The 11,984-nt window shown below is 66.1% G+C and carries 10 protein-coding genes; 5 read left to right on the forward strand and 5 right to left on the reverse strand.

What is annotated here, in order from left to right:
* Nucleotides 1-2: 2 nt before the first annotated feature.
* A complete protein-coding gene (locus QM712_RS23090; RefSeq protein ID WP_415025447.1) occupies nucleotides 3-875 on the reverse strand; it encodes a branched-chain amino acid ABC transporter permease in 873 nt (290 codons plus the stop codon).
* Nucleotides 876-1,182: 307 nt separating this feature from the next.
* Here QM712_RS23090 and QM712_RS23095 point away from each other — a divergent pair, with 307 nt between their 5' ends.
* On the forward strand, nucleotides 1,183-1,566 hold the full coding sequence (locus QM712_RS23095; protein ID WP_415025448.1) for a YidH family protein: 384 nt from the start codon (nucleotides 1,183-1,185) through the stop codon (nucleotides 1,564-1,566).
* A gap of 73 nt (nucleotides 1,567-1,639) precedes the next feature.
* Here QM712_RS23095 and QM712_RS23100 read toward each other — a convergent pair whose 3' ends face one another.
* Together QM712_RS23100 and QM712_RS23105 are read right to left on the reverse strand one after the other, a co-directional pair.
* Nucleotides 1,640-2,302 (reverse strand): class I SAM-dependent methyltransferase, encoded by a 663-nt coding sequence (locus tag QM712_RS23100; RefSeq protein WP_415025449.1) that lies wholly within the window; start codon nucleotides 2,300-2,302, stop codon nucleotides 1,640-1,642.
* 124 nt (nucleotides 2,303-2,426) lie between these two features.
* A complete protein-coding gene (locus QM712_RS23105) occupies nucleotides 2,427-2,657 on the reverse strand; it encodes a hypothetical protein (RefSeq protein ID WP_415025450.1) in 231 nt (76 codons plus the stop codon).
* 30 nt (nucleotides 2,658-2,687) lie between these two features.
* Here QM712_RS23105 and QM712_RS23110 point away from each other — a divergent pair, with 30 nt between their 5' ends.
* A complete protein-coding gene (locus tag QM712_RS23110) occupies nucleotides 2,688-3,689 on the forward strand; it encodes a helix-turn-helix transcriptional regulator (protein ID WP_415025451.1) in 1,002 nt (333 codons plus the stop codon).
* 87 nt (nucleotides 3,690-3,776) lie between these two features.
* Here the strand turns inward: QM712_RS23110 and QM712_RS23115 are convergent, their stop codons facing one another.
* Nucleotides 3,777-5,792, reverse strand: coding sequence for an autotransporter outer membrane beta-barrel domain-containing protein (locus QM712_RS23115; RefSeq protein ID WP_415025452.1), 2,016 nt, complete (start codon nucleotides 5,790-5,792; stop codon nucleotides 3,777-3,779).
* A gap of 321 nt (nucleotides 5,793-6,113) precedes the next feature.
* Between QM712_RS23115 and QM712_RS23120 the strand changes: the two genes are divergently transcribed.
* On the forward strand, nucleotides 6,114-8,243 hold the full coding sequence (locus QM712_RS23120; protein ID WP_415025453.1) for a caspase family protein: 2,130 nt from the start codon (nucleotides 6,114-6,116) through the stop codon (nucleotides 8,241-8,243).
* A 400-nt stretch (nucleotides 8,244-8,643) separates the two neighbouring features.
* Here the strand turns inward: QM712_RS23120 and QM712_RS23125 are convergent, their stop codons facing one another.
* Nucleotides 8,644-9,705 carry an isocitrate/isopropylmalate dehydrogenase family protein gene (locus QM712_RS23125; RefSeq protein WP_415025454.1) on the reverse strand — a complete coding sequence of 354 codons (1,062 nt, stop codon included), beginning with the start codon at nucleotides 9,703-9,705 and terminating at the stop codon, nucleotides 8,644-8,646.
* 168 nt (nucleotides 9,706-9,873) lie between these two features.
* Here QM712_RS23125 and QM712_RS23130 point away from each other — a divergent pair, with 168 nt between their 5' ends.
* Together QM712_RS23130 and QM712_RS23135 are read left to right on the forward strand one after the other, a co-directional pair.
* On the forward strand, nucleotides 9,874-11,262 hold the full coding sequence (locus QM712_RS23130) for an MFS transporter (RefSeq protein WP_415025455.1): 1,389 nt from the start codon (nucleotides 9,874-9,876) through the stop codon (nucleotides 11,260-11,262).
* A 267-nt stretch (nucleotides 11,263-11,529) separates the two neighbouring features.
* Entirely contained in the window at nucleotides 11,530-11,979 is a 450-nt protein-coding gene (locus tag QM712_RS23135; RefSeq protein WP_415025456.1) for a (2Fe-2S)-binding protein, read from the forward strand.
* Nucleotides 11,980-11,984: the final 5 nt, after the last annotated feature.

Consider the following 11,984-nt stretch of genomic DNA (forward strand, 5'->3'; position numbering starts at 1 on the left):
GCCTACACCTTCTTGACGGCGTTGAGGCCGAACAGGCCCTGCGGCTTCCACAGCAGCACGGCGAGCAGGACGACATAGGCCGCGACGTCCTTGAAGCCTTCCGGCAAATAGAACCCCGACAGCGACTCCACGATGCCGATCGTGATGCCGCCCGCCACCGCGCCGGGGATCGAGCCGAAGCCGCCGAGCACGGCCGCCGGAAACGCCTTGATGCCGAGAAAGCCGAGATTGGCGTGGATCAGCGTGATCGGCGCGAGCAGGATCCCGGCGGCGCAGGCCACCATCGCCGAAAGGCTCCAGATCAGCGAGAACATCCGCTTGACCGGAATCCCCATGTAATACGCCGCGAGCATGTTCTGCGACGTCGCCTGCATCGCGATGCCGACGCGCGTGAAGCGGAAGAACGCGTAGAGCGCCGCGCAGAGCAGGATCGTCGCGACGATGATGGACAGCGCGTCCCACGCGATCACCAGCGCGCCGATCTTGAACACCCCGTCGGTGAACGGCGTCTCGATCCGCAGATCGTCCGTGCCCCAGATGATGCCGACCAGCGCGCGGATCACCAGTCCAAGACCGATCGTCGCCATCACGATCGAGAATTGCGGATAGCCGAGGATGGGACGGAGCACGAGCCGCTCCATGACGGCGCCGAGAATGGCCATCGCGATCACGCACAGCAGGAACGACAGCCAGTAGTTCAGCCCGAGCGTCGTGATGAAAGTGACCGACATGAAGGCGCCGAGCATCATGATCTCGCCTTGCGCGAAATTCACCACCTCGGTCGCCTTGTAGATCAGCACGAATCCGAGCGCGATCAGGCCATAGACGCACCCGAGCGCGACGCCACTGATCAATTGCTGCGTGAAATCCAGCATTTCCGTCCCTGAGGCGCGATGCGCCTGCTATTTTTTTCGATATGAGAACGGGCGATGATGTTAGTCAAGCAACTAATTAACTCGGGACTGCGACGATCGAATGAGCCTTCAAGCCGTGGTCAATCGCCTCGCATAGCGCCTTGCCACAAGACTTGCGGCGGACCGTTGCCGGCGTGGCCCGCGTGCAGTCTCGTCGCGGTTCGACGAGAGGTATAGTGACATTGCTCGCACGGCCTACGCGGTTTCGCGGGCGAACATTGCAGTCGATGGCAGAGGCAACACCTCCAACACCTCCAGGGAGATCTCGATGATCGAGCGATACTCAGACCACGCGGCGAACGAGCGAACCTTTCTCGCCTGGGTCAGGACGGGCATTGCGATCATCGCGTTCGGCTTCGTCGTCGAGAAATTCAATCTGTTCGTGCGGACGATGGCCGAAGCCAGCAAGCTGGATGGCGGCTCCCGGCTGCAGGTGGATCGTTTCACGGGCCCGTTCAGCCACTATGACGGCCTCGTGCTGATCCTGATCGGGATCGCGATCATCGTCATCGCGCTGTTTCGCTTCGTCAGGACCGGCCGGATGATCGACGACGCGCGATCGCATTCCGGCGGAGGCATCAAGGCGGAACTGGTGCTCGCCGTCGTCCTCGGACTGGTCGTGATGGCGATGACCGTCTATTTCGCGCTGTGATCGGATGTTGACGACAGCACCGACGCGCATTGCGCGGCGCGCGTTCTTGAACGCTGCATGCGGCTTCGCACCATCAGGCGCGGGCCTGTAGTCTGATCGAAGATCTCCTGATCGGCGAACCGCCAGGCACGCTTTGGCTGATCTCGAGGAGCCGGACGTCGACATCCGCAAAGCCGCTGCTCCGGCAGAGATCGTCCCACTCGGGTGCTGCGCGCAGATGAAAGCCGTATTCGACCTGCGCGAAGTCCGGCGCGCCCTCCGGCGCAAGGCATCCCATCAGCATCAGGCCGCCCGGCCGCAACACACGTCGCACCTCCGCGAGCGAGGCCAGCGGCTCGGCCCAGAAGTGAACGACCCCGATTGCGAAGACGCGGTCGAAGCTCCCGGTATCGAACGGCATCGCATGGCTTGAGGCGAGATCGAAGCCGGCGCGGCCCGCCTGCACCAGGGCGGCGTTGAAGTCCCGTGCTTCGGCCACCATGGTCGGAGAGATATCGACGCCGGCGTAATGCACGTCCGCCGCCTGGGCCATCACGATCGGCACCGCGCGTCCGTTTCCGAAGCCGATCTCGAGGACGCGGTGCCCCGCCTCCACGGCCAGAAGCCGGATCAGTTCCGTAGTGGCCTGCCTGTTGGTGTCGTTCAACCATTCGGCGAGGGCAAGCCCGATCGCACCCTCCGGGTTGGCGAGTTGGCGCGCGCGTTCGGCCGGCGACAGTGCTTCGAAAATGGTCATCGGAACCTTCCGGCTGGCGGACGCTCGTTGGCTCCCCTGTGGCAACACGTCCCAGGGCACTTCCAGAAACAATTCGCAACAAACTATTCAAACGGATAGCATCACCGCAATTGCCTTGTGCCACTCATTGATTTTGCATTGACTGATTGGGGATTGGTCGCGCGTGAATGGGAATGACGCTGACGAGCGCTTCCTGGATGTTCTTTTTCGCGGCGTCACGAACGCGGACGAGTTCGGAAACGCCGTTCGTTTGATCCAGGAAGGTTTTGGATGCCGCGGTGCCGCACTGGTCACCGTGGACGCACAGGATCCAACCGCCAGTTTCGTGTGGACCTCGGGGGTCCTTGAGCAGCACGTCGAACGCTATCAAAGGGACTACGCGCAGATGGATCCGGCCCCGGCGCTCTACCTGCGCCAGCCGGTCGGCAAGGCACTGAGCACCAATCGGATGTTCTCGCCCGAGGAGCGCGAGAAGGACCGCTTCTTCAATGAATTCTTCCGTCCGATCGGCCTGGTCGAAACGCTGGGCGGCCCGCTTTATTCGGAGCAGGGTTCGTTTGCGATGATCGCGCTGATACGCGGCGAGGACCGGCGGCCTTTCGACGATGAGGACGCCGCGCGGCTCGAACGGCTGATGCCGCACATCGCGCGCGCGCTGCAGTTGCGCCGCTCGTTCTTCCGGATCGATGCAAGGAGCCTCGGGCTGCAGGCCACGCTCGACCGCCTGCAGGCCGGTTTCATCCTGCTGAGCTACGAAGGCGCGGCGCTCTTCGTCAATGCCGCGATGCGGGCCATCGCGCAACGCGGCGACGGGTTCGCGCTCGATCGCAACGGGCGCCCGCTGCCGGCCAATGTCGAGGCGCGCCAGCGCTTCGATGCGCTGGTGGACGACGTCGCCAAGGGCGGTGTCGGCGGGATTCTGACGGTGCCGCGAAGCAGCGGACGTGACTATGTCATGCTGGTCGCGCCGGCACCGCAGCCCTCCACCCGGTCGGAATGGGAACGGCGTGGCCCGGTCGGCTCGACCGTGGTCGTGCATGATCCGGAAATCGGAGCGGCGCCCACCGTGGATATTCTCGCGCAGGGCCTCGGACTGCCGAACGGCGCCGCGCGTCTCGTCGCCTCGCTTGCCGCCGCGGACGATCTGAAGAGCTTTGCGAAGGCCGAAGGCGTCACCATCCACACCGCGCGCTTTCACCTGCGCGCGGCGCTGGCGCGCACCGGCGCGAAGACCCAGGCCGAACTGGTGCGGATCGCAGTGCGGCTGCTACGCGATTTCGCGCTGGCCGATTCCCCGACGCGGCAGGCGAAGCCGGCCGATGTCGCCAAGCCGGCGCGGCCGGGAGCGAAAGCGACGCTCCCCGATCGGCCCGCGCCGAAGAACTAGAACCGCATAAAGACGCGCCGAAACAGGAAACCGGTGCTCCGCGTCGTCACGCGGCAGCACCGGCGAACCTGCCAGCCAGGTCGAGGTTCAGTATCGGGCGACCACTGCTCCCGGAGTGAAGCGATAGTTGAGGCCGATCTTGGCCTGGCTCGTGGTCGGGTGATCCGAGATCAGCGTGCCGTCTCCGGCCACGCTCGTCTTGCGGCCGAAGTCGATATAGTCGTACTCGGCGCGTGCCGACCAGTTCTTGCCGAGGTCGAACTCGGCACCGTAACCGATGGTCCAGCCGGTGCGGCTCGACGAGGTCCCGAAGCCGTTGGTCGCGACACCCGCCACGTTGTTGCAGGGCGGATTGCCGCCAGGAGCGTTGGTGACGCAACCCGCGCTGACGCTGGTCTCCGTGAATGCGGCGCCGCCCTTCACGTAGTAGAGCGTCCGCTCATAGGCATAGCCGATACGCGCGGTCGCGGTCGCAACCCAGTCGCTCTTGACGGTGCAGGCGAACGAGGCCGGGCTGAACGCGCCGGGGATCGCGATCCGCGTGACGGGATCGATGCCGGTGCCTGTGCCGCAGGTCCGGCCGCCCTTGATGGCAGCCGCGCCGATCTCGCCTTCGACGCCGAACACCCATTGATTGACCTGGTAGTTGTAACCGGCCTGCGCGCCGCCGATCGGTCCGAATGCCCAGATCTTGGAACCGTCGTTCGCCGCGCCGGGGAAGCGGACATCGGTGGTGCCGTAGTCGGCGCCGAAGAAGCCGCCGGCGTAGAAGCCGGTCCAGTTCACCGGGCCCAGCACCGCGCCGCGGGCCTTGACCGGAGCCTTCGTCGGCAGAACCGAGGCGACCATGTCCGGCGTGAACTGGTAGCGGATGCCGGCATTGCCGGTCCAGCCATCGATGTTGCTGCCGTTGCGGTAGTCGACGCGGGCAAAGCCGAGCCAGCCGGTATTGGCGACCTGACCGGCGATTCCGAGCGAATACTGGCCGTAGGTGCCGACGCGCGACGTCGAGGTCGTCTGCAGATAGGTCGCCGGGTTGAAGGGCGGTCCGCCGCCGACCGGCGTCTGCACCGCGTTGATCGATGCGTAGCGCGAAATCACGGGATCGGCGAATTCGTGGAACACGCTGACCGAGGCGAACGGCTGCCAGATCATGTTGCCCGAGCTGACGGTCGTCCCTGCGCGCAGGCTCAGCCGGCCGATCGTGCTGGTGATGTCATCGACCGAGTTGATGCCGGCGATGCCCGGATTGGCCGTGCCGCCCGAGGTGAAATCGTCGACGCGGGTCTTCGACCACACGAAGCCGCCCGACGGCTCGATGAACCAGTTGTTGGCCAACGCGAAATTGTAGCCGGCGGACGCCGAGACGGAGATCCCACGCGCGCTGGTCGGCTGGTTGAAGAAGCCGAGCGCCGGATCGTTCAGGCGCATGTTGTAGAACTCCTGCCGCACCATCACGTCGGCGAAGAAGCGATCCTTGGTCAGGACGACGTAACCGCCTGCGAACGGCACTTCGATCCGCGTGCCGAAGCCGGCGAGATTGTCCTTGGAATCGGACGACACGTAGCCGGCCGTCGCGCCGACATGCACGTTCCATCCATTCCAGTTCAGGCGCGCGACGTCCTGACCGACCTGCACGCCATAGAAGTTGTTGGCCTGGCTGTTGTTGCAGTTCGTCGTGGCCGTGGAGTTCTGCCCCGGGTTGGTCGGAACCGTGAACGTGCCGTTCGAGGACGAGGTGCTCTTCAGAGTGGCTTCACCACCCACCGCGCGCACCCAGACGCCGCCGCCGGGCTGATTGGGAGCGGCATTGGGCGGCGCCGAAACGAACGCGCTGCCCTGCTGGGTCAGGAAGATGGTGTTGATGTTGCCGATCGCGCCGGTCAGCGAGCTCGCGACCGCACTCGACGGTGCGGCCAGCGTGTTCAGGTTGAGCACCGGCCCGACCGTGTTCGACGTACAGTTCGGGGTCGTAGGCGCCGCCGGCGTCGGCGCGACCTGCGCGACCGCTCCTCCCGAGGCGAACGTCAACAACACGGCGACGGGACCTGCAAAGACAATACCGGACAGCAGGTTCGATTTCACACCCTCAGCAAACGTCATTCCAGTCCCCAACCAACGGAATCGAAAAAGTACCGACTTGAATGGCTAAGGGACTCCTTTCCATCCCACACTACCCGTTTGGATAGGCACCTCGGTAAGAAGTCGGTTGTGTCTTGTGCGTCACATGCGACACCCCTGCGACAGACTGTTACGTGCATCACACTTCTCCATCGGTCACGCCGGGACCAACGCCGATCCGATTGATAACGACACGTCGCAGCGATAATGCTCGGCCGGCGCGGTCGACGTTCGAGCAGGCCGGCGCACCGGCCGCAGGGCTCGAGGCAGATGCGCGGACCGCCGGTCCGTGCAGGAAGAGCGATGATCAAGCGCGTGATGCAGATGGTCACTGCGATCGGGGCAGCTGTCGTGATGATGGCCGCGACCTGCGGTGCGGCGCGCGCGGAAAAGCGCGTCGCCCTGGTCGTCGGCAACGCCAATTATCAGAGTGTGCCGAAGCTCCCCAACCCGGCGCGCGACGCCGGCGCGATCGCGAAGATGTTCAAGGACGCCGGCTTCGAAACGGTGGACGTGCAGCTCAACCTCGGCAATCTTGAGTTCAAGCGCGCCATTCGCAAGTTCGAGACGATGGCGGATCAGTCCGACATCGCGATCGTCTACTACGCCGGTCACGGGCTGGAGATCGGCGGGATCAACTATCTGATCCCGGTCGACGCGCGGCTCGCCTCCGATCGCGACGCCGAGGACGAGGCGATCCCGCTGGAACGGCTGGTATCGTCGGCGGACGGTGCCCGGCGCCTGCGGCTGATCATCCTGGATGCATGCCGCGACAATCCCTTCGTGACGACGATGCGGCGCGAACGCAAATCCGCCAACCGCGCCGTCAGCGCCGGACTCGGTCGGGTCGAGCCGACCTCGACCGACACTCTGATCGCCTACGCTGCGAAGGCCGGCTCGACCGCCGAGGACGGCGACGGCGAACACAGCCCGTTCACGATGGCGGTGTTGAAGAACCTCACGGTGCCCGGCCTCGACGTCCGGCTGGCGTTCGGACGTGTCCGGGACGACGTGCTGAGGAGTACCGGCAATCGGCAGGAACCGTTCGTCTACGGCGCGCTCGGCGGCGGCAGCATTTCGCTGGTGCCGGCACCGGTCACGCCGCAGGATACGCCGATCAACGAAGTCAAAGCCGATTTCGAATTGGTGCAGAAGATCGGCACGAGACGCGCATGGGAGGTGTTTCTCGCCAATCATCCCACCGGCTTCCATGCGGACCTCGCCCGCGCGGAGATCGAAAGGCTCGGTCATCAGGCTCCGGACGTGATCCTCACCGGGTTGCCCGCGCAGCCGCCCCCCGGTCGCGACACGCCGGCCAGGGACGCCATCGAGTGGGACAAGATCAAGGACTCCACCGACGTCGCGGCGCTGGAACGCTTCATCAGGCGCTTCCCGGACTCGCCCCTGTCCATCGCCGCACAGCGGCGTGCAGAAGTCCTGCAGAGCGCGGCACGGGAGCGCGCCGAACTGGCGCGTGCCGCCCAGGAGGCCGCCCGCAAGCGCGAGGAGGACGAGCGACGCGCGCGCGAAGCCGAGGCCGCGGCAAAGGCCAGAGCCGCCGCGGAGGCGGAAGCGGCAAGGAAGCGCGCCGAAGACGAGCGGCGCGCCAAGGCCCTCGAGGAGCAGCAGAGAGCCAGGGCCGCTGAAGCCGAACGCAAGGAGGCGGCAGCCAGGCAGAAAGCGGAGCAGGCCGAGCGCGACAAGGCCGCGGCCGATGCGGCTGCTGCGCGTGCGGCCGCGGAGAAACAGGCGAAGCTGGCCGAAGAGGCGCGCAAGGCGGCGGAGGCCGCAGCGGCTCGCGAGGCCATCTGCAAGACCGAGCAGGCGAAGCTCGACGACATCATCGCCAAAGGCAGCGACGGAACGGGCCTCGACGAGCTGACGGCCTTCGGCCGCAGCGTCACCTGCGGCCGCCTCAACGGTCTCGTGTCCGCAACGCTCGACAGGTTCAGGATGGAAGCGGCGGCGCGCGCCGCGCGCGCACCGAACTCACCTGAACTGATCCGTGCCGCGCAGACGGAGCTGGTTCGTCTCGGATGTTTCGCCGACAAGATCGACGGCGTCCTCACCCCCGCCACCGGCGAGGCGCTCCGGCGCTACATGACGATCCAGGGGCAGACCGCGGAGAATGTCAGCGTCACCGAAGCGTTCGTCGGCGAACTCTCCAAGCACGCGACGCGGGTGTGCCCGGTCCAATGCAGGACCGGCGAAACGCTGGAGAACGGCGCCTGCTCCGCCCCCGTCGGGGCACGGCCGAACGACGAGGCGGACGATGCCTCGCGCCGCAAATCAAACAAGACCCAGGCGGATCGCGAGGATCGTCGGTCCAAGCCGGCGAACGCGGCGGCACCTCGTGCCAAACAACAGGCCGTCGCACGCCCGAGCATCGTCAGCGGCCGGGGAAGCCATGCCATCATAGGTGTCGGCTTCTAGTGCCTGTCTCCTGCTCGCGTGGTGACAGCTCCGATTGATCGGGATCACGCGTCACGAAAGACCTGTGCACCGCTGATGCATCGCAGCGGGCCTAGCTCGCGTCGATCACCACGTCGGCCTACGGATGGCCTGCCGCAAGTGCGATCACCTGCTCGCTGTGATTTGCCTGCGTGATTTGCCCACGGGCGGAAGCGGAGGTCGCATGCCCCAGGAGCGCTCGCCGATTCCATTCCCCGATCGGCGCCATGATCGCATCGTGCTGGTGTTTTGCCCGACGTGTCAACGCCGCCGCGGAGCGAATTCCGTCCCGGCGGCGAGACGATTTCTACTGTGCATGGGGTTGTTTTCGACGTTTTGTTCTGGACGCCTTGGAGAGGCGGACGGCGCGCGCGGAAGCGGCCTACCCCGCCTGCAGGATCTCGGCGATCGCCGCGCCCGCCGCGATCGTGCCGAGCCTGCCGCCGACATCGCGCGTGGCCCTGCCCTCGCCGATCGCCCTGGCCACCGCATTCTCGATGGCGCGCGCCGCCTCCTCGTAGCGCACGACTCCGCTCTTCTCGCCATGCCAGGCGAGCAGCAGCGCGGTCGACAGGATCAGCGAGATTGGATTGGCGACGTCCTGCCCCGCGATGTCCGGCGCCGAACCGTGAGCGGCCTGCGCCATGGCATGACCGTCGCCGACATTGAGCGAGCCGCCGAGGCCGAGACTGCCGGACAATTCCGCCGTGAGGTCGGACAGGATGTCGCCGAACATGTTGGTGGCGACGATCACGTCGAACCGGTCGGGACTGCGCACCACATGCGCCATCATGGCGTCGACGAGGATGTCGTCGACCGCGAGGCCCGGATAGGCCCTCGCCGCCTCGCGGCAGATGTCCAGGAACATCCCGTCGCCGATCTTCAGCACATTGGCCTTGTGCACGATGGTGAGATGCTTGCGCCGCTTCATCGCCAGACGGCAGGCGGCGTGGGCGATGCGCTCGCAGCACAGCCGCGTGATCCGGCGCAGCGAGATCACGACATCGGGCGTGACCAGCATCTCGCCATTGCCCTGCTCCATGTTGCGGTCGGCATAAAACCCTTCGGTGTTCTCGCGCACCACGACGAGATCGAAATCGCCGAGACGGCCCGGCCTGCCGGCATAGGTGCGCGCGGGGCGGACATTGGCGAAGAGGTCGAGGCTCTTGCGGAAGTATCGCGACGGATTGATCTCGCCGCGCGCCTCATCCTTGAAGTCGAAGGTCGCGGTGGGACCGAGGATGAGGCCGTCGGCCGCGCGCACGATATCGAGAAGCTCGGGCCGGACGGTCGTGCCGAACTGCTTCAGGCTGGCATGCCCGACCGCATGCTCCTCCAGGCGCAGATTGAGCTGGAAGCGTTCGGAGGCCGCGCGCAGCACGCCCGATGTGGCGGCCGTGATCTCCGGTCCGATTCCGTCTCCCGGCAGAACGACGATATGCATGATGGTCCCCTCGAATTGCCCGCGCCATGTCATCATACGCCGGTCCACACCGCCATTGCCCGGCCCTGGCGCATACACAGCATGCAAGCATATGCCTGTGGCAGGCCGTCCCGCCGTAGTACATGCCGGAGACCCCATTCGCCACGCCGCCGGAGAGAAGCGCAGGCAATGACAATCACGTTACCTGCCGCCGCGCGCGAGCCCGGCCATCCCGTCACCGACGGCTTGCCGGAGGCGCAGCGACGCTGGGCGGTCGCTGCGATTTTCACCGCGCTCGCGATGGCCTCGCTCGACACCGCAATCGCCAACATCGCCCTGCCCGCGATTGCCGCCGATCTGCATGTCAGCCCGGAACAGTCTGTCTGGGTGGTCAACGTCTATCAGATCGCGCTGGTGGCAACGCTGCTGCCGCTCGGCGCGCTCGGTGAGATCGTCGGCCACCAGCGCATCTATCTCGGCGGCCTCATCCTGTTCACCATCGCATCGCTGTTCTGCGCCATCGCATGGTCGTTGCCGAGCCTGCTGTTCGCCCGCACGCTGCAGGGCCTCGGCGCCAGCGGCATCATGAGCGTCAACACGGCGCTGGTCCGCTTCGTTTATCCCGGCCGGATGCAGGGCCGCGGCTTCGGCCACAACGCGCTCGTGGTCGCGACCGCCTTCACCTTCGGGCCGTCGGTCGCCTCCGCCATCCTGGCGATCGGCCCGTGGCCGTGGCTGTTCGCCATCAACATCCCGTTCGGCCTGATCGCAACCGGCATCGGATTTGCGATGCTGCCGAAGACGCCGCGGGCGGATCACGGCTTCGACTTTCTCGGCGCGATCATGGCCGCCATCTGTCTCGGCCTGTTCATCACGGGAATCGGCAGCGCCGCACACAATCTCCCGCCGGCCGTCGTCGCGGCCGAATTGGTCACGGCACTGGTGCTCGGCTTCATCCTGACGCGCCGTCACGCCGATCATCCCGCGCCGATGCTGCCGATCGATCTGTTCAGCCGCCCGATGTTCGCGCTGTCGGCGGCGACCGCCGTGTGCTCCTTCGCCGTGCAGGGCCTCGGCTTCGTCTCGCTGCCGTTCTATTTCGAGGACGTGCTCGGCCGTTCGCAGGTCGAGACCGGCTTCTTCCTGACGCCGTGGCCGCTGGTGGTCGCCATCATGGCGCCGATCGCGGGCCGCCTCGCCGACCGCTACCCCGTCGGCCTGCTCGGCGGCATCGGGCTCGTCCTGCTCTGCATCGGCATGGCGCTGCTCGCGATGCTTCCGGCCAATCCGGGCATCCTCAACATCATCTGGCGAATGGCCATTTGCGGCATGGGGTTCGGCTTCTTCCAGGCCCCCAACATGAAGGCGGTCATGGGAAGCGCGCCGCCGCACCGCAGCGGCAGCGCGTCGGGCATCGTCGCGACCGCGCGCCTCACCGGCCAGACCACGGGCGCGGCGCTCGCCGCCCTCTGTTTCGCGCTTGCCGGCCACAACGGCGCAACGATGGCGCTCGCCCTCGGCGCGGGCTTTGCCGCGCTCGGCAGCATCATGAGCTTCCTGCGGCTCGCCGTGAAATAGCAGCCGCGCCGCGCGCCGATGACGTGTCGCGTTTGGCGCGGCCGATCAAGCCTGGCCGGAGCGATCCGCGCGTCTGCCTGAGACGGCACGTTCCGCGCCAGCACCAGCTTCGTGGAGAAGGCGCAACACCAGTCGCGACGTCATCTTCCCGCCGCCGCAAAAATCTTCGCAGGCACCGCTCGCACTATTGATTTGAACAGTTCCAGTCTCCCGGACAGACTGCACCCCTGCGTCCAATCGGTGGATTGGCCAATCAGGGGACTTGCGATGGCAAATCTTACAATCAACGGGAAAACCTTCACGTTCGACGTCGAGCCGGATACGCCGCTGCTCTGGGCGATCCGCGAGAACGCCGGCCTGACCGGCACCAAATATGGCTGCGGCATCGCACAATGCGGCGCCTGCACAGTTCACATCGACGGCACCGCCACCCGCTCCTGCGGCGTTTCGGTGGCCGAGGCCGAGGGCAAGCGGATCACCACGATCGAGGGGCTCGCCTCGGGTGGCTCCCTGCACAAGGTGCAGGAAGCCTGGATCGCGCAGGACGTTCCCCAATGCGGCTATTGCCAGAGCGGGATGATCATGGCGGTGGCGGCCCTCCTGAGCGAGAAGCCGAAGCCGACCGATGCCGACATCGACGAGGCGATCACCAATATCTGCCGCTGCGGCACCTTCCAGCAGGTGCGCGAGGCGATCCACACCATCGCGAACGCGTGAGGGGA

The sequence above is a fragment of the Bradyrhizobium sp. genome, assembly GCF_047605465.1.
GTDB lineage: Bacteria > Pseudomonadota > Alphaproteobacteria > Rhizobiales > Xanthobacteraceae > Bradyrhizobium.

Excerpts from the sequence above, each read along its gene's own strand:
- QM712_RS23135 (WP_415025456.1), top strand. The coding sequence starts at position 11,530 with ATGGCAAATCTTACAATCAACGGGAAAACCTTCACGTTCGACGTCGAG.
- QM712_RS23095 (WP_415025448.1), top strand. The coding sequence starts at position 1,183 with ATGATCGAGCGATACTCAGACCACGCGGCGAACGAGCGAACCTTTCTC.
- QM712_RS23130 (WP_415025455.1), top strand. The coding sequence starts at position 9,874 with ATGACAATCACGTTACCTGCCGCCGCGCGCGAGCCCGGCCATCCCGTC.
- QM712_RS23120 (WP_415025453.1), top strand. The coding sequence starts at position 6,114 with ATGATCAAGCGCGTGATGCAGATGGTCACTGCGATCGGGGCAGCTGTC.
- QM712_RS23125 (WP_415025454.1), bottom strand. The coding sequence starts at position 9,705 with ATGCATATCGTCGTTCTGCCGGGAGACGGAATCGGACCGGAGATCACG.
- QM712_RS23090 (WP_415025447.1), bottom strand. The coding sequence starts at position 875 with ATGCTGGATTTCACGCAGCAATTGATCAGTGGCGTCGCGCTCGGGTGC.
- QM712_RS23110 (WP_415025451.1), top strand. The coding sequence starts at position 2,688 with ATGGATCCGGCCCCGGCGCTCTACCTGCGCCAGCCGGTCGGCAAGGCA.
- QM712_RS23115 (WP_415025452.1), bottom strand. The coding sequence starts at position 5,792 with ATGACGTTTGCTGAGGGTGTGAAATCGAACCTGCTGTCCGGTATTGTC.
- QM712_RS23100 (WP_415025449.1), bottom strand. The coding sequence starts at position 2,302 with ATGACCATTTTCGAAGCACTGTCGCCGGCCGAACGCGCGCGCCAACTC.